This window comes from Vibrio sp. CAU 1672 (genome assembly GCF_029223195.1).
In the GTDB taxonomy this organism is placed as follows: domain Bacteria; phylum Pseudomonadota; class Gammaproteobacteria; order Enterobacterales; family Vibrionaceae; genus Vibrio.
Map to the genome: position 1 here is coordinate 87,246 of NZ_JARHUF010000011.1, position 17,323 is coordinate 104,568.

Annotated in this window: 13 protein-coding genes; 2 read left to right on the forward strand and 11 right to left on the reverse strand. The window is 48.6% G+C overall.

The window, feature by feature from the left end; all coding sequences use genetic code 11:
• Positions 1–19 precede the first annotated feature (19 nt).
• The 3 genes from P2G85_RS12165 to radA all read right to left on the reverse strand — a co-directional run bounded on the left by P2G85_RS12165 (position 20) and on the right by radA (position 5,703).
• A complete protein-coding gene (locus P2G85_RS12165; RefSeq protein ID WP_275864349.1) occupies positions 20–1,777 on the reverse strand; it encodes a hypothetical protein in 1,758 nt (585 codons plus the stop codon).
• Between the two features lie 234 nt (positions 1,778–2,011).
• Positions 2,012–4,099 (reverse strand): elongation factor G, encoded by a 2,088-nt coding sequence (fusA, locus tag P2G85_RS12170; RefSeq protein WP_275864350.1) that lies wholly within the window; start codon positions 4,097–4,099, stop codon positions 2,012–2,014.
• A gap of 224 nt (positions 4,100–4,323) precedes the next feature.
• The gene (radA, locus tag P2G85_RS12175; protein ID WP_275864351.1) at positions 4,324–5,703 is read right to left on the reverse strand and encodes a DNA repair protein RadA; all 1,380 of its coding nucleotides are present in this window, start codon (positions 5,701–5,703) and stop codon (positions 4,324–4,326) included.
• Positions 5,704–5,837: 134 nt separating this feature from the next.
• Here radA and P2G85_RS12180 point away from each other — a divergent pair, with 134 nt between their 5' ends.
• Entirely contained in the window at positions 5,838–8,189 is a 2,352-nt protein-coding gene (locus tag P2G85_RS12180) for a PilZ domain-containing protein (RefSeq protein WP_275864352.1), read from the forward strand.
• Positions 8,190–8,223: 34 nt separating this feature from the next.
• On the opposite strand, the gene serB is transcribed toward P2G85_RS12180, so the two are convergent.
• On the reverse strand, positions 8,224–9,204 hold the full coding sequence (gene serB, locus P2G85_RS12185) for a phosphoserine phosphatase (protein ID WP_275864353.1): 981 nt from the start codon (positions 9,202–9,204) through the stop codon (positions 8,224–8,226).
• A gap of 91 nt (positions 9,205–9,295) precedes the next feature.
• On the opposite strand from serB, the gene P2G85_RS12190 reads away from it, so the two are divergent.
• Positions 9,296–9,901, forward strand: coding sequence for a YtjB family periplasmic protein (locus P2G85_RS12190; RefSeq protein WP_275864354.1), 606 nt, complete (start codon positions 9,296–9,298; stop codon positions 9,899–9,901).
• Positions 9,902–9,955: 54 nt separating this feature from the next.
• Here P2G85_RS12190 and deoD read toward each other — a convergent pair whose 3' ends face one another.
• The 7 genes from deoD to P2G85_RS12225 form a co-directional block, all read right to left on the reverse strand.
• Positions 9,956–10,675, reverse strand: a complete 720-nt coding sequence (deoD, locus tag P2G85_RS12195) for a purine-nucleoside phosphorylase (protein ID WP_275864355.1) — start codon at positions 10,673–10,675, stop codon at positions 9,956–9,958.
• 87 nt (positions 10,676–10,762) lie between these two features.
• Entirely contained in the window at positions 10,763–11,983 is a 1,221-nt protein-coding gene (locus P2G85_RS12200; RefSeq protein ID WP_275864356.1) for a phosphopentomutase, read from the reverse strand.
• A gap of 65 nt (positions 11,984–12,048) precedes the next feature.
• A complete protein-coding gene (gene deoA / locus P2G85_RS12205) occupies positions 12,049–13,377 on the reverse strand; it encodes a thymidine phosphorylase (RefSeq protein ID WP_275864357.1) in 1,329 nt (442 codons plus the stop codon).
• 98 nt (positions 13,378–13,475) lie between these two features.
• The gene (gene deoC / locus P2G85_RS12210; RefSeq protein ID WP_275864358.1) at positions 13,476–14,255 is read right to left on the reverse strand and encodes a deoxyribose-phosphate aldolase; all 780 of its coding nucleotides are present in this window, start codon (positions 14,253–14,255) and stop codon (positions 13,476–13,478) included.
• Positions 14,256–14,821: 566 nt separating this feature from the next.
• Entirely contained in the window at positions 14,822–16,105 is a 1,284-nt protein-coding gene (locus P2G85_RS12215; protein ID WP_275864359.1) for a NupC/NupG family nucleoside CNT transporter, read from the reverse strand.
• Between the two features lie 190 nt (positions 16,106–16,295).
• Positions 16,296–17,084, reverse strand: a complete 789-nt coding sequence (locus P2G85_RS12220; RefSeq protein WP_275864387.1) for a TatD family hydrolase — start codon at positions 17,082–17,084, stop codon at positions 16,296–16,298.
• Positions 17,071–17,277, reverse strand: a complete 207-nt coding sequence (locus P2G85_RS12225; RefSeq protein WP_275864360.1) for a DUF5363 family protein — start codon at positions 17,275–17,277, stop codon at positions 17,071–17,073. The genes P2G85_RS12220 and P2G85_RS12225 overlap by 14 nt, the downstream gene beginning before the upstream one ends.
• Between the last annotated feature and the right edge of the window lie 46 nt (positions 17,278–17,323).

Genomic DNA, 17,323 nt, shown 5'->3' on the forward strand with positions numbered 1-17,323 from the left:
TTATGGATGAGGGCTAAATTTATTCCTTGACCTGGTAAATGGCCACGTGCTCATCACCGCCAACATAGTCCAGCCAAGGAGGGTTAGTTCTGGCGAGTAATTGATGAATAAAACTCTGCCCCGGCGCCCGTTTAGCAAGGTAGCGAAGAAACGGATCGCGATCATCGACCACCACATAGTCAATCTTCTTCGCCAGTAGCTGATGATGTAAGAGTGCCCTTTCTTCACTCATCCAGGTCTGGATGGCAAACAAATTCCCGTCAATATTACGGTGATAAGGCGCTGATATGGCAGAGTTACTGCTGTATGCCACTATCGGTGCTCCCAGCGACATTGATGCCAAGACCCGTTTGTCTTCAATACCTAAGCGAGCCAGCGCTGCTACTGTTGCCAGCTGATTGCCGCGCATCAAAGAGCTTTCAGCAGAATCAGCGAGATTTACCACGTGAGCAAATAGCGAAAAGGAAATAGCAGGAGTAAAGATCACAAACGGCAACAACCGCACGAATGGCAATTTCACTCTTTGGTAACAGGAGTAAATCACATACGCAGCCAGCGGCAAGCCTAGCAGACATGAATAGGTGATCACTCTGACTTGCCAGAACAATACCGGGACAACACTAACCAGGTACAACAACAACAGCAGTTTCTGTTCGGCTTGTTTAACGAAAAACACCGCAATCGCCGGGGTAAGTAACGCAATCAAGACATAAATCGTTAACCGATCTCCCGGAACGGCCAGCAGTAGTTTATAAAACGGAATCGCCTCTTGAACCTTATCCAGCCAAAACGTTTTCAACACTTCAGGATAATGGTGGTATGGCCCCAACAGCATATCCGGAAACCCATAGACGAGCGGAGACACCAGCAGTAAGGTTATCACGAGTGTTTTAAGCTTCATCCGGTTTTCCGTCTTGGCCCCAAAGCAACATCCCAGCCCTGCCACGCCGATGAGGGCCATCAGCGGCAATGAAGCCACATCACTATGCACAGCGGCAGCATAATCAAACGGTTCGGTGAGCAGCAGTCCCAGCCCCCCCAGCAAAGCGGTCCAAAGGCCAATCAAACCAATAAATCGTGTCATGGCTTGCTGTACGTTGCTTCCCACCGCCAAAAACAATCCAAACATGACCAGCAGGTAAAATGGCATCGATTCGAGCCCGATCAACAGCGCTAAACTAAAAAATACCGCCGCCCAACGCGCGTTTTTTGCCGACACGTCCCGCGCCTCGTTCGCCGTCAACGGCATCATCAGCAAAAACAACGCAAACAGCATCAGCTGGATATTATGGTGATCAATATTGCCGGGAAAGAATTTCGCATAGGCAAAAGATAATGGCGTGGAGATAGCAGCGAGTACAGCAACCGGAAAACCGAATACCCGGTATGTCAGGTGTGTCACCGCCAGGATCAGTGTCCCCCCATACACTGCCGGTACAACGCTTACCGCAAATGCGATTCCATCAGCCTCTCCTGCCAACCACTGATGGAGTATCATTGCAGCGGCAACCGGTAAGTCAGGCAAACGCGACCAATGCAAAATACGCCCGTCTTCAGGATTAAACTGTGGCAGGGGTTGCTGATACCACTGCCCCGTATCCAACAACAACTGCACCTGGTAAAGACGCATGTAGTTGTCGTTATCACCCAGATTTCCCTGTTCAAGCAGCGGGTAGCCATACTGAGTGAAGGCCAGTGTTGCGATCCCCCATACCAGCATGGCTATAACCGTTAATCTGGTGGATTCATTTACTGATGCTAATCGAGCATAATTCACTGCTTACCACCCTAATTGTGTGACGGTGACTTAGCCAGCGGTGCTTACGTTAACCCAGAGCGCGCACCGAAAAGACGGGCCCGGAATAAAAAGTTTTGGCAGGACCACTTTGCAAGTATAAGAAAGAATTAGCGTAATACCCACCTAAGCCAGAGGCATCAATAAACCCAAGCCAACAAAAAACCCCTGACGCTTACGCGACAGGGGTTTTAAATTACCAAGTTAACTTAAGAATTACTTCTTAGCGTTACGCTCTTTAACTTCTGCGATAACTTGCTCAGCAACGTTTGCTGGACAAGCTGAGTAACGTGCGAACTCCATAGAGAACTGACCACGACCAGAAGTGATAGTACGTAGGTGACCGATGTAGCCAAACATTTCTGATAGAGGAACGTCAGCTTTAATACGAACGCCTGTAGTACCAGCTTGTTGGTCTTTGATCATGCCACGACGACGGTTAAGGTCACCGATTACGTCACCAACGTTGTCTTCTGGAGTGAATACGTCAACAGCCATGATTGGCTCTAGAAGCTGTGCACCCGCTTTTGGCATAGACTGGCGGAATGCACCTTTAGCAGCGATTTCGTAAGCGATAGCTGAAGAGTCAACTGCGTGGAAACCACCGTCGAACAGTTCAACTTCTACGTCTAGAGTTGGGAAGCCAGCTAGAACACCGGTATCCATCATAGATGCGAAGCCTTTCTCAACTGCAGGCCAGAATTCTTTAGGTACGTTACCACCAACAACTGTTGAAGAGAACGTGAAGCCAGAGTTTGGCTCACCTGGGCGGATGCGGTAGTCGATCTTACCGAACTGACCAGAACCACCAGACTGTTTCTTGTGCGTGTAGCTATCTTCAACTGCTTGAGTGATAGTTTCGCGGTAAGCTACCTGTGGAGCACCTACTTCTAGCTCAACGCCGTAAGTACGCTTAAGGATATCTACCTTGATGTCTAGGTGAAGTTCACCCATACCTTTCAGGATAGTTTCGCCTGAGTCTTCGTCAGTCTCAACCTGGAATGATGGATCTTCTGCAACCATCTTACCGATCGCGATACCCATTTTCTCAGTAGAACCTTTGTCTTTCGGAGAAACAGCGATAGAGATTACTGGTTCTGGGAAGATCATCGCTTCTAGAGTACATTCGTGCTTAGGATCACATAGAGTGTGACCAGTCTGAACGTTCTTCATACCTACGATAGCGATGATGTCACCCGCTTGAGCTTCAGTAAGTTCGTTACGCTCGTCCGCTTGCATCTCACACATACGACCGATACGCTCAGTCTTACCAGTTGCTGAGTTAAGGATTGTATCACCTTTCTTCAGACGGCCAGAGTAGATACGTACGAATGTTAGTGCACCAAAACGGTCATCCATGATCTTGAATGCTAGCGCTTTTAGTGGCTCATCTGCAGATACAGTCGCTACTTCACCAGTTGGCTCACCAGTTTCTGGATCTGTCAGAGGCTGAGGATCAACTTCATTTGGCGCTGGTAGGTAATCAACTACCGCGTCAAGAACAAGTTGCATACCTTTGTTCTTAAACGCAGAACCACAGAATGTTGGGAAGAATGCTAGGTCACGAGTACCCTTACGGATACAAGCTTTTAGTTGCTCAACAGTTGGCTCTTCGCCTTCCATGTAAGCTTCCATCAGGTCGTCGTCTTGCTCTACAGCAGTTTCAACTAGCTCTTCACGGTACTGCTCTACGTCGTCAACCATATCTGCTGGGATATCTTGGATTTCGTAGTTCTCTGGTAGACCGGTTTCGTCCCAAACGTAAGCTTGACGGTTTAGGATGTCTACAACACCAACGAAATCGTCTTCACGACCGATAGGCAGAGTCATTACTAGCGGGTTAGCGCCAAGTACGTTCTTCACTTGGTCAACAACGTTGAAGAAGTCTGCACCCATACGGTCTAGTTTGTTTACGAAGATCAGACGAGCAACTTCTGAATCGTTCGCGTAGCGCCAGTTTGTTTCTGACTGAGGCTCAACACCACCAGAACCACAGAATACACCGATACCACCGTCTAGTACTTTAAGTGAACGGTATACTTCAACTGTAAAGTCAACGTGTCCCGGAGTATCGATAACGTTTAGGCGGTGGCCTTTCCACTCACAAGTTACCGCAGCTGACTGGATTGTGATACCGCGCTCAGCTTCCTGTTCCATGAAGTCAGTTGTAGACTCACCGTCATGTACTTCACCAGTTTTGTGGATTTTACCAGTAAGCTTAAGGATACGCTCAGTGGTGGTAGTTTTACCCGCATCAACGTGCGCGAAAATACCAATGTTTCTGTACTTTGATAAATCTGCCATTGTCTTACTCTGTTTATAAGGTATAAATTGCGCGCAGAGTATATCACAATCTGTCAAGACTGATACCCTTGCATGCCATTGGAAGAAAAAAAACTTTTAACCTAGATTTTCTGTCCTCAAATAATAGTCAAACTTAAAGTTTTGTGTACTCTTTTTGCTAATAATGAGGAGAGATTCAACAAGATCGCCTGCTATTTTAATTAAGTTGCGCCATTCACAACGGATTACAGTTCATCAAATGCACTCAGGGCTTCCGACAACTTCTTCACCCCGTGGATCTGCATGCCTGGAATCCCACCTTTCGGCATATTTGCTGCAGGCACGATGGCCTTTTTAAAGCCGTGTTTAAATGCTTCGTTTAAGCGTTCCTGACCACTTGGCACCGGACGAATTTCCCCCGCCAGACCGACTTCACCAAATACCACCACATCTTTTGGCAGCGCACGATCGCGAAAACTCGACAACAACGCCATCACCAGTGCCAGATCGGCACTGGTTTCAGTGACTTTGACCCCACCAACCACATTGACGAAGACGTCCTGATCCGCCATTTGCAGCCCGCCATGTTTATGCAATACAGCTAATAGCAAAGAAAGCCGGTTTTGCTCCAGCCCAACCGCCACCCGGCGTGGATTGGCCAGCTGTGAATAATCCACCAGCGCCTGGATCTCAACCAGTAGTGGGCGGGTCCCTTCCCACACCACCATCACCGAGGAACCCGATGTTTCTTCTTCACCGCGGGAAAGGAAAATCGCGGAAGGGTTACTCACCTCACGCAACCCTTGTCCGGTCATGGCAAACACCCCCAACTCATTGACCGCGCCAAAACGGTTTTTATGGCTGCGCAAGGTGCGGAAACGGCTGTCTGTGCCGCCATCAAGCAGCACCGAACAGTCAATGATATGCTCAAGTACCTTAGGACCGGCGAGTGTTCCGTCTTTGGTCACATGACCGACAATAAACACCGCCACATTATTCTGTTTGGCATAACGCGTCAGCGCCGTGGCCGATTCCCGGACCTGAGCGACACTTCCCGGTGAAGATTGCACATCGGCCACATGCATGACCTGAATAGAGTCAATCACCATAATACGCGGTTGCTCTTTCTCGGCGATCTGGCAAATTTTGTCAACATTGGTTTCCGACAGCATTTTAAGATGATCTTTAGGCAACCCCAGACGCGCGGCGCGCATGGCCACTTGTTGTAATGACTCTTCCCCGGTCACGTAGAGCGTCGGCATCTGTGCCGAGAGTAGGCACATCGTCTGCAACAGCAAAGTCGACTTGCCGGCACCGGGGTTACCACCGATCAAAATTGCCGCGCCCGGTACAATCCCGCCGCCAAGCACCCTGTCCAGCTCTTTGAAGCTGCTGGTAAACCTCGGCACTTCCTGCAAATCAATTTCGGCTAAGGTTTGCACTTTTGCCTCAGTCACTGCGCCCGCATAACCGCTCAGGCGCTCATTTCGGGCTGCTGCAGGAGAGGCTGCAATTCGCACTTCAGTAATGGTATTCCATGCACCACACGCATTACACTGTCCTTGCCAACGAGGAAAGTCCGCGCCACAGTCATTACATACATATGCTCGTTTTGCTTTTACCATGCTGCCTCAATTTCAACAAATGTGACCAAATCCGACTAACTCGTTCCATATCAACGCTTCACTATTGATATACTTAAGTTCTGATTCACTTGGCCGATATACTTAAAAGTTAACGACATACTCTAACAGAAAACATGCAGCAATCTGAAATACTCTCGCTCGCGGAACGGCTTATCCCGGTTTACGGCGCCGACGATTTTGACTTTGTGTTGGGCCAGCTCACGGAGAGTGAACCTCCGTCGGCTAAGCTCTTAGTCAAGATGGAGCTAAACCGTTTGATGGCACCGTGCAAAAAAAGCATCGACTTACGTGGTCGCGTAAAAGGCGACTGCCGCGAATATTTGCTGGATGGCATTTCACACTGGCTGGACGATGTAGCGTTTAACGCCTACCACAAAAGCACTAAGAAATACGGCAGCTACACAGAAGGCGTATGGGAAGCGCTGGTGAACACGCGTAATAACTTTCGCGTCATGAGCAAAAGTAGCACCAAAACCAAAGAACAACCGTTAACAGACCCTAAGAGCCCATTTTTAGCGGAACCGCTGCATATTGGCTATGATCTAAAGCGCCAGGAAAAAAGGCTGAAAGTCCAGTCTCAGGTAGAAATTACACGTTCTAAAGGCCAGATTTTACATGGGCTGAGTGTCGATCTCTCCTGCTCAGGGGCGAGATTTAAAGTCCCCAGCGCCTTCAACTATAACCTTGGTGAGGTGATCCAGGTTACGTTTTCCGAGTTCGCCACGACATCACAGGTGGCCGGCGTTGAGAAGCCAATACAGTATCGGGTACTGGCGGTTGATGAGTGCTATGAAAATGACGCTATCCGCTATTTGCGTACCATTCGCCTGACTGAAACCAAAGTAGTGGCGCGCGTGATAGATGAAGCGCTTAACAGCGCGGTAAAACGAGCCCGACATGATAACCAAGATAAGATCATTCGGGCACGTACCCGGGGCTATGAGCACATCGCACTGAAACACACCAGCAACCTGCCGCTGTTTTTTGAGGGCACTGAGCTGAAGCTGGCAATGCTGACACCAAATAACCAGCGATTATGGCAATACTGGCACGATGAACGTAACCAGCAAGTGCTGGGATCCCTGTTTCACCAGCAGCGCGTCACCTCACTGATCCAACCGGGGGTCACAGGTACCAGCAACGTGTTGTACTCGTTCACCCATGAACATGACCACAAAACCTACTTCTACTCAATGATGATGCCGGAAGCGACGCGTGAACAGCGCCAGTTATTCTGGCATCTCGGTGCTAAACGCCCGACCTGGCGCGCATTCCGTATCTCCGTCTTTGAACTGTCGGATAAAGAAAAAGACGACCTGGCCACCCACTCTAAAGAACTTGCCGAGTGCTCCCGCTCCCTGACTCACGTCGGCATCTTACAAGAAATAGCCGACGAGAAATCCGGACAGGACTACTTACTGACCGAAAAGCCACGTTTACCAGCGAATAGCCTCAACGTCTTTCGTCATGTGCGTAAAATTGTCGGCAGTCCCAAAGGCATCTATTTCGATGCCCAGTCACGGCGTAAAGAGCCACGCTATCGTTTTAAAACCCCACTGGAACTCACCACCGGGCCTGATAACACCTCGCAAGGGATGACAATGGACTTGTCTAAACGGGGGCTGGGGATCACTTTGGCAAAGCCGATAGCACTGCGCTCGGGACAAGAAGTACGGATCAACTATCGCGAATTGCAGCTGTATGATAAGAAACTGCCGCTCGATAATGTCCCTTACCGGGTTATTCGTGTTAGCCCGGACGGCCGTAACGTACAGCTGGTTATCGATGAGAACAGTAAGACCATGCGGGTGATTGCCTTTTTTAACAGCATCATCGAACACAATCAGGACAAGTTGCTGCCGCAAAAAGAAGTGCTGCCCAGCAACGCCCTGTTAGAAAGACTGCATAGCATTTTGCTGTCACGGACCCTCAGTGCGCCACTGTTTATCAGTAAAGCTGCGGCATCATCACTCAAAATTCCGGTGATCGGGGTAAACTTTCCGCTCCCCAAGTACCTCGAACTGTATGCTCGGCTGGGCCACAACCAACAGTTTTCTCTGGAACCACTATTCAAAGGGCGCACCAGCACTTTGATTGCCGAGCCAATTAAACGGATTGAAGGCGCGCAAGCCAAACACCATTACCTCTATCTGCGCGTAGCCAAAACCGGCAATAAGATCACCGCGATCGAGTCCAAATTACATCAAGACTTTTCCGGCGTTAAAGAACGCATCATGTTTATCAAGCAAGCACGTATGTACGGCGATTTCTTCGCCATACGGATTTCGACAGCCCCCATTTTCGATCCCATGACCTCGCTGTTACGCCAGGACTTAATTGACCTCACCCAGTTCAGTGTTCATCAAGCAAGCAAACTTGAAAAGGAACTGGCTGCCCTGGCTGGCTACAGTGAAATCGAAGATATCACTGAAGAAGTCCTGATTAGGCTGGAGTTGACCGCATAAGCAAACACCGCCTTGAGGCGGTGTTTGCTTTTCTCTATGGTTTGGTTTTCCAACTGACCTTTTGCTGTTTGACTAATATACCGGACAAAATACACAACACGCCGCCCAAGCCGGCAAAGCACACTGATGCTTGTGCCTGCTCAACGACCTTAGGCTTGGCGTGATAAGCGATGCCAAGGCCGGCGGCGTGCATCATTACCAAGTCGTTTGCCCCATCACCAACAGCCACGGTATTGTGCAGTTCAATCTCATACTCTTCGGCAAGTTCTACCAAAATGTCCGCTTTGATCTGTGCATTGACCACATCCCCCACAACCTGCCCGGTCAACTTCCCATTGACGATTTCCAGTTGATTGGAGCGGGCATAGTCCAGACCGACTTGCTGTTTAATAAAGTCGGAGAAGTAATCAAAGCCACCAGAAGCAATTGCCGTTTTCCAGCCAAGTGCCTTCAACGTCGTGACCACGGCTTTAAAATCACGCATATAAGGCAACTGACTGCGTACCTGCTCTAAAATGGCTTCATCGGCGCCTTTCAGTTTACCCACGCGCTGACGTAAACTCTGTTCAAAGTCCAGTTCACCCAGCATGGCACGTTCAGTGACGGCCGCCACCTCTTCTCCCACCCCGGCTAACTTAGCTAACTCATCGATACATTCAATTTCGATTGCAGTGGAATCCATGTCGAACACGACTAAGCCCGGACTGGATAAATCCGGGACTTCATTCAGTGACGCATAGTCAAGATTCAAGTTTTTAAGGATAATTTCATGCTGCGGGGTCAACTCTCCCGACATCAGAGCCACGTCATATTGGCCAACTTTCCATGTATCTAAAACCGGGTTGTAATAACCGGTAAAGAAATCGATGTCTTCAAAGTGTGTTGGGGAGAGGTATTCAGCAAATACAATCCAACTCGCTCTTGCTTTCTCTAACTGCGTCGCATCGCGAGTTTCAGGTAATCGTTTTAAAAGAGAGGTATGCCTTCTGATAGGCAAGCTTTTTAACGCGTCCATGTATATAATCCGTAGTGACTTTGCTAAAACGTTACCTTAACAAACTAAAAAGGCAAGTCTTTGTTTTGTTTTGAATGGACGAGTAATGAGTATGAGTGAGTCCTTATTCTCAGTAAGAAACGCCCTACGTATTGTTGCCCTTATTCTGCTGTGCGTGATGTTTTTTATCACCATTAAGAACAGTGTGGTGATCAGCAAAGGGAATGAAAAAATCCAGGCGCAGCAGCTTGAGACACTGACCAAGGTATTGATTTCTCAGGCAGCCCTGTCTGCCAGCGAGATGATCTTAACCAAAGATCAGGAACCGTTATTAAAACTGACCAATCAATTGGCGCAGGACCGTTTGGTGTTTGATGCCACCATTTATGACGCAGAAGGGATCCGTTTAGCGTCGAGTGAAGATGCCTTATCCGTACGTGAAGTGTTGGGCATTGATACCCCGCTGGCCACCTCGTCTATCGGCCGCCAGCAGCTGGTCGAGCCGGTATTTGCCGATGATGCGATCATCGGTTTTGTTCGTATCACATTTGAAACTGGCCGCGTTACCGCAATTTCCGATCACCACTACCGGAAAAGTGATCGCTACATGTACATCATGATCTTAATGAGTTATATCGGCGGCATGCTGTTTGTGGTGATCCTGCGCCGTAAACCAAACCGCCGCCACAGAGGCGAAAACCTCCTGCTGACCAAATAGCCCCCCAAAAAAAATGGCCCGTTAAACGGGCCATTTTTGCAAGTAAAGCGACAGTTAGTCTTGGTCACCCAGCAACACTGAGTCCAGAGCGATGATCATCATGTCGTTGAACGTTGTCTGGCGTTCATCCGATGTCGTCTGCTCACCGGTCTTGATGTGGTCTGAAACGGTACAGATAGTCAATGCTTTTGCGCCGTACTCCGCACATACACCGTAGATACCAGCCGCTTCCATCTCAACACCCACAATGCCGTACTTGTCCATCACATCAAACATTTCCGGATCCGGCGTGTAAAACAACTCAGCAGAGAACAGGTTACCTACTTTGACCTCGATACCGCGCGCTTGCGCCGCTTGTTCTGCCGCGCGAACCATCTTGTAATCTGCGATAGCCGCAAAGTCATGGCCTTTGAAACGAATACGGTTAACCTTTGAATCGGTGCACGCCCCCATACCAATCACAACATCACGAACTTTGATGTCTTCGCTGACTGCGCCACAACTACCGACACGAATAATTTTCTTTACACCAAAGTCTTTGATCAGCTCTGTCGCATAGATTGAGCATGACGGGATACCCATGCCATGGCCCATAACCGATACTTTGCGACCTTTGTAAGTGCCCGTGAAACCGTACATATTGCGCACATCACAAACCTGAACTACGTCTTCGAGGAAGTTTTCCGCGATGTATTTTGCACGTAGCGGGTCACCCGGCATCAGTACGACGTCTGCAAATGCACCCATTTCAGCGTTGATATGTGGAGTTGCCATGATTCAATTTCCTTATGGTTGATTAACCCTGTTGAATTCACAAAACAATAGAGGGGCCAGCCCCTCTATTGATAATTATTGACGTGATTATAGAAAGTTCTTGCCGTAATCCATTGGCGATGTACCGAAGTAACTTGCCAGTGTCTGACCGATATCCGCAAACGTATCGCGACGGCCAAGCGAACCTGCTGGTACTTGCTTACCGTATACAATCACTGGGATGTGCTCACGAGTGTGGTCAGTACCTTGCCAGGTTGGGTCACAACCGTGGTCAGCCGTCAGGATCAGCACATCGTCTTCACCCATCAGCTCTAGCACTTCGTTAATACGGCCATCGAAGTACTCTAGCGCCGCAGCATAGCCAGCCACATTACGACGGTGGCCGTACGCTGAATCAAAGTCAACGAAGTTAGTGAATACGATTGTGTTATCACCCGCTTCTTTGATCTGCTCTAGCGTTGCTTCGAACAGGGCCGGAATGCCGGTTGCTTTCACTTTCTTAGTGATACCACAATTAGCATAAATGTCTGCGATCTTGCCGATAGAAACAACATTGCCTTGCTTTTCGTCCACCAGTTTTTGTAGCACGGTTGCTGATGGTGGCTCTACAGACAGGTCACGACGGTTACCGGTACGCTCAAACTGGCCTTTACCCGGGCCAATGAATGGGCGCGCGATAACACGACCGATGTTGTAATCTTCCAGCTCTTCACGGGCGATTTGGCACAGCTCAAGCAGGCGGTCTAGACCAAAGGTCTCTTCGTGACATGCGATTTGGAATACAGAGTCAGCCGAGGTGTAAAAAATTGGCTGGCCGGTCTTCATATGCTCTTCACCCAGATCATCAAGAACTTGAGTACCTGATGCGTGGCAGTTACCCAGAAAACCGTCCAGGCCAGCACGCTCAAGGATACGGTCAGTCAGCTCTTTCGGGAAGCTGTTGGCTTTGTCAGTGAAGTAGCCCCAGTCAAACAGAACCGGAACACCTGCGATTTCCCAGTGACCAGACGGCGTGTCTTTACCAGAAGAAAGCTCAGCCGCGTGACCGTAGGCACCAATGATTTCAGCATCTTGGTCTAGCCCAGGAGCAAAGCGGCCAGTCGATTCTTTGTGCGCCATTGCCAGACCCAATTTCGATAGGTTTGGCAGACGAAGTGCGCCTTGACGCTGGTCGTTATCAGCCAGGCCTTTTTCACACTGCTCAGCAATATGACCCAGGGTGTCTGAACCAACATCGCCAAACTGTTCGGCATCCGCCGTTGCACCGATGCCAAATGAGTCTAGTACTAAAATAAATGCTCTTTTCATTTCTGTTTCCTTAGGCCCACTCGGCATGGAATGTAAAGTGGGGTTGAGCAGGCCTTATTTAATAATTAAAGATCTTCAGCGCGGATTTGGCGGTATACCTCTGGTGTAGGCGTGTATTCACCACCAATGGTAATGGCACTGCGTAGTGCTGCTGCCGCTTCTTGCCACTGCTCTTCAGAGCGAGCGTGGATCACCGCGAGCGGTTTGTCGCTGTCTGCCACTTCACCAAGACGGATGAAGTTATCGAAACCGACCGCGTAGTCGATCTCATCAGTCGCTACGCGGCGACCACCACCCATCGACACGACTGCCATACCTATCGCACGGGTATCCATTGCTGAAACAATGCCGGTTTCTGTCGCATATACCGGTTTAATGATGTCTGCTTTTTCCAGATAATTGTCGTAGTTTGCAACAAAATCAGCAGGACCACCCAGGCCGGCAACCATCTTGCCAAAGCATTCTGCAGCTTTGCCGTTGTCCAGCACTTCCATTAGCTTCGCACGTGCGTCTTCGGTATTTTCTGCCAGTTTACCCAGTACCAGCATTTCAGCACATGATGCCATGGTCACTTCAAGCAAACGTGGGTTACGGTATTCACCGGTCAGGAAGCGTACCGCTTCACGGACTTCTACTGCGTTACCGGCTGAAGAAGCCAATACTTGGTTCATGTCAGTCAGGATCGCCGTGGTCTTAGTGCCCGCACCGTTAGCAACGGCTACGATTGATTTCGCCAGCTCTTCAGACGCTTCGTAAGTTGGCATAAATGCACCCGAACCTACTTTTACGTCCATCACCAGAGACTCAAGGCCAGCTGCTAGCTTCTTAGACAGAATAGAAGCAGTGATCAGTGAGATGTTATCTACAGTTGCTGTGATATCACGAGTCGCGTAAACGCGCTTATCAGCAGGTGCCAGATCACCAGTTTGACCAATGATCGCCACACCGGCGTCTTTAGTTACCTCACCAAAAACTTCATTCGTTGGTGTAATGTTGTAGCCAGGAATCGCTTCTAGTTTGTCTAGCGTACCACCTGTGTGGCCCAGGCCGCGGCCTGAAATCATTGGAACAAAACCACCACATGCTGCCACCATTGGGCCAAGCATCAGAGAAGTTACGTCACCTACACCGCCAGTTGAGTGTTTATCAACAATCGGACCACCAAAGTTCATGTGGCTCCAGTCGATAACCATGCCGGAATCACGCATTGCACAAGTTAAGGCGATACGCTCAGGCATTGTCATTTCGTTGAAGAAAATAGTCATAGCAAAAGCTGCGATCTGACCTTCAGATACACTGTTGTCTGCTACGCCTTGAATAAAGAAGTTGATCTCGTCGGCAGTCAGAACTTCGCCGTCACGTTTTTTACGGATAATTTCTTGTGGTAAATACATTAGTGCCTCCCAAGCTCTCTAAGAGCCATGGTAAAGTAGGGTAAAAGAGGTTTGGTAGCACCAGTACAGGTGCTACCGTTCAGACGTTATTATTGGAATTAGTACGCTGTTGGATCAGCGACTTCGTCCGAGACTTCTAATGTATTTAGTAGGTTTGTCAGCAGGCTAGACGCACCGAAACGGTAGTGACGGGCATCAACCCAGTTGTCACCCAGGATTTCGTCAGCCATTGCCAGGTATGCCGCTGCATCTTCAGCTGTACGCACACCACCTGCTGGTTTGAAACCAACAGTTTCTGCAACACCCATATCACGAATAACTTCAAGCATCATGCGAGCGTATTCTGGAGTTGCGTTTACCGGCACTTTACCAGTTGAAGTTTTAATGAAGTCAGCACCTGCTTCAATACAGATTTGCGATGCTTTCTTGATTAGCGCTTCTTCTTTTAGTTCACCTGTTTCGATGATAACTTTCAGCAGAACGTTATCACCACAAGCTTCTTTACATTGCTTAACTAGCTCGAAGCCTACTTTCTCATCACCTGCCATTAGGGCACGGTATGGGAAAACCACGTCGACTTCGTCGGCACCGTAAACAACAGCCGCTTTTGTTTCAGTAACAGCGATTTCGATGTCGTCATTACCGTGTGGGAAGTTCGTTACTGTCGCAATGCGAACTTCTGGCGTACCTTGCTCACGAAGTGTCTTCTTAGCAATAGGAATAAAGCGAGGGTAAATACAGATTGCAGCTGTGTTGCCTACTGCAGATTTCGCGTCATGACATAGTGCGATCACTTTTTCATCAGTGTCGTCGTCGTTCAGCGTGGTTAGGTCCATAAGTTTAAGTGCACGTAGCGCAGCAGCTTTTAAATCGCTCATTTCTATCTCCGATCAATATTCAAAAATTTTTCTACTCAGCCTTACCTCACTCCTCTAACTATCATCGATAAGTTGAGACAGTGTGAAAATGAGCTAAACAGTCTATTAATGAACGGACTTGGTTCCTTGAAGACTCGGTACATACAGCTAACATGTACCAATTGCTATCCCTGTCACCGCACAGTACCAGTTTGGTCTATGGCACAACAATCTATGATTGCGGTGTCTTTCTACCACATCGGTCAGAGAACAACTCTGTCGATGTGGATTTCAGGGCAAATCATTTGCCCTTTCTGTAACGCATTCACACAGTGATTAAATACTCTCCCTAACCACTGCCCTGTGATTACTACATTATAGATATTCATCGCAAAACTGTAGCACCAAATAGAGCGCAAACGGTTTGTATCTCAAAATTTTCAGCCTTCCCCCGCCACTAGCGCAGTTATCCTTTAACTCGACGCTTAAGGCTGGTTTTTCAAGGGCCAAAAAAAAATGCCCCGCAGCAATTTCTTGCTACAGGGCATGATTTCAAACGGCGTCTATATATTAAAAACCGTTTCTAATTACAGTGCTGCAAGGCTTAAGCAGAAGCCTGCAATTGTCGCTGCCATCAGGTTAGAAAGCGTACCAGCAACAACCGCTTTAATACCCATGCGAGCGATGTCATGACGACGGCTTGGAGCAAGACCACCCAGACCACCAAGTAGGATCGCGATAGAAGATAGGTTCGCGAAACCACATAGAGCGAATGAGATGATTGCTTGCGTCTTCTCAGACATTACCTGACCAGTTGCCGCAACGACTTGTGCATTTTCACCAACGTAAGGAACGAAGTTCAGGTATGCAACGAATTCGTTAACAACTGTCTTCTGACCGATGAAAGAACCAGCAATTGTTGCTTCTTCCCAAGGCACACCGATAACAAATGCTAGTGGCGCGAAGATCCAACCTAGAAGCAGTTCTAGTGTTAGCTCAGGCATACCGAACCAGCCACCTAGACCACCAAGGATACCGTTAAGTAGCGCGATCAGACCGATGAAGGCGATAAGCATTGCACCTACGTTCAGTGCTAGTTGCAGACCAGCTGCCGCACCGCCCGCTGCTGCGTCGATAACGTTAGCAGGTTTGTCATCACCACCGTCTAGTGCATCTTCGATGTCTTCATGTGGCTTGTCAGTTTCAGGGAATAGGATCTTAGCAAATAGAAGACCACCTGGTGCTGCCATAAACGACGCTGCTACTAGGTACTCTAGAGGTACACCCATAGATGCGTAACCCGCTAGTACACCACCGGCAACCGATGCCAGACCACCACACATTACTGCAAATAGCTCAGACTGTGTCATTCTTGGTACAAACGGACGAACTACCAGAGGCGCCTCTGTTTGACCAACGAAAATGTTCGCTGCTGCAGACATAGATTCAGCACGTGAAGTACCTAGTGCTTTTTGTAGACCACCACCAAGGATTTTGATAACCCACTGCATGATACCCAGGTAGTACAATACAGAGATCAGTGATGAGAAGAAGATCAGTGTAGGAAGAACACGGAATGCGAAGATGAAACCGCCGCCGCCGAACACTTCGAACATCTTGTTTGAAACAAGACCACCGAATAGGAAAGATGTACCATCGTTACCGTAGTTGATAACGTTAGAAACACCACTAGAAAAACCGTTCAGAAGATCACGGCCCCAAGGTACATAAAGAACAAATGCACCTAATGCGAATTGGATGGCAAAAGCGCCGCCCACGGTTCTAAAATTGATAGCTTTGCGGTTTGCGGATAGTGCAAATGCGATTGCAAGAAGCACTACCATACCGACTAGGCTCATAAACAGGCTCATAGTTTATGACTTCCTTATAAAGTTATTTATTGGCGTGTTACAAAATGGAGCTATAAAGCGGAGGCAATTATACTCATCCGGAATCAATTAAAGTAATGCCAGCCTCACACTTTCCTATAAGACTCATCATTCATTCACTCCTATTTGTGAGTTAACTCACAATAAGTAGGAAAACGTTTTCGATTTTAACCTACAGCTTTGGATTGCATTCACATAAGGAGAAAGCAAAATTGCTATTTTCCCACACTTGGCTAGCAATCGATTGCAACGGCTCTCCACGCAACGCTGACAATGATTTTAGCACATGAATGAGTTTGTCTGGATGATTGGCTTGCCCCTGATAACCAAGTATCGGCATATCCGGCGCGTCGGTTTCCAAAACCACAGTGTTAAGCGGCAGCCTTTGAATCGCATCACGGGTTTTTTTGGCCCGTGGGTAAGTGATGGTGCCACCAACACCAATGTAAAAACCAAGCTTCACCCACTCCATGGCTTGTTGGTAGCTACCAGAGAATGCATGTACTACCCCCCCTCGCGGAAGCTGCGCTTTTTTGACTAGCTGAATCAGCCGGTTGTGTGCTTTACGGCAGTGTAAAATAACTGGCAAATCGTAGCTTTTCGCCAGGTCGAACTGCGCGCTAAGTGCCGCTTCCTGCCACTCAACCGGTACCGTTAGCGCAAAATCCAAGCCGCATTCACCAATCGCCACACAGCGATCGTCCGCCCGGGCAATCAACTGCTCGAGCTGTGACTGATGATGTTGGAAATTACCGTCAAGGAAATAAGGATGAAAACCAAGCGCGTAATATAAGCTGGTATGCTGCGCGGCTAAGGACTGGATGCGCGACCAGTTTTGCGGGCCAACCGAAGGGATCAGTATTCTCGCTACCCCCTGCTCTTTCGCCCGTTGCAGATGGTGCTCAAAATCATCCCTGAACATCTCAAAATCAAAGTGGCAGTGGGTATCAAACAGTTTTATCACAGCAACTCTCAGCAGATTTATCAGGTGAGGAAGAGGCAGGAGCGTTGTCCTGATTATCCTCATGCTGGGCAGGTTCTTCACGATATGGCACACAACTGCGTTTCTGACCTGGCGTCAGTCCCAGCTCTTTACACCAGTCGTCATACCGTTTTATGCCTTTTTTCAACCAGTTCACGTTGCCATTCTCCATAAAAAACGCCCTTAGCTAAGTGTATAGCTAAGGGCGGCTTAGGATC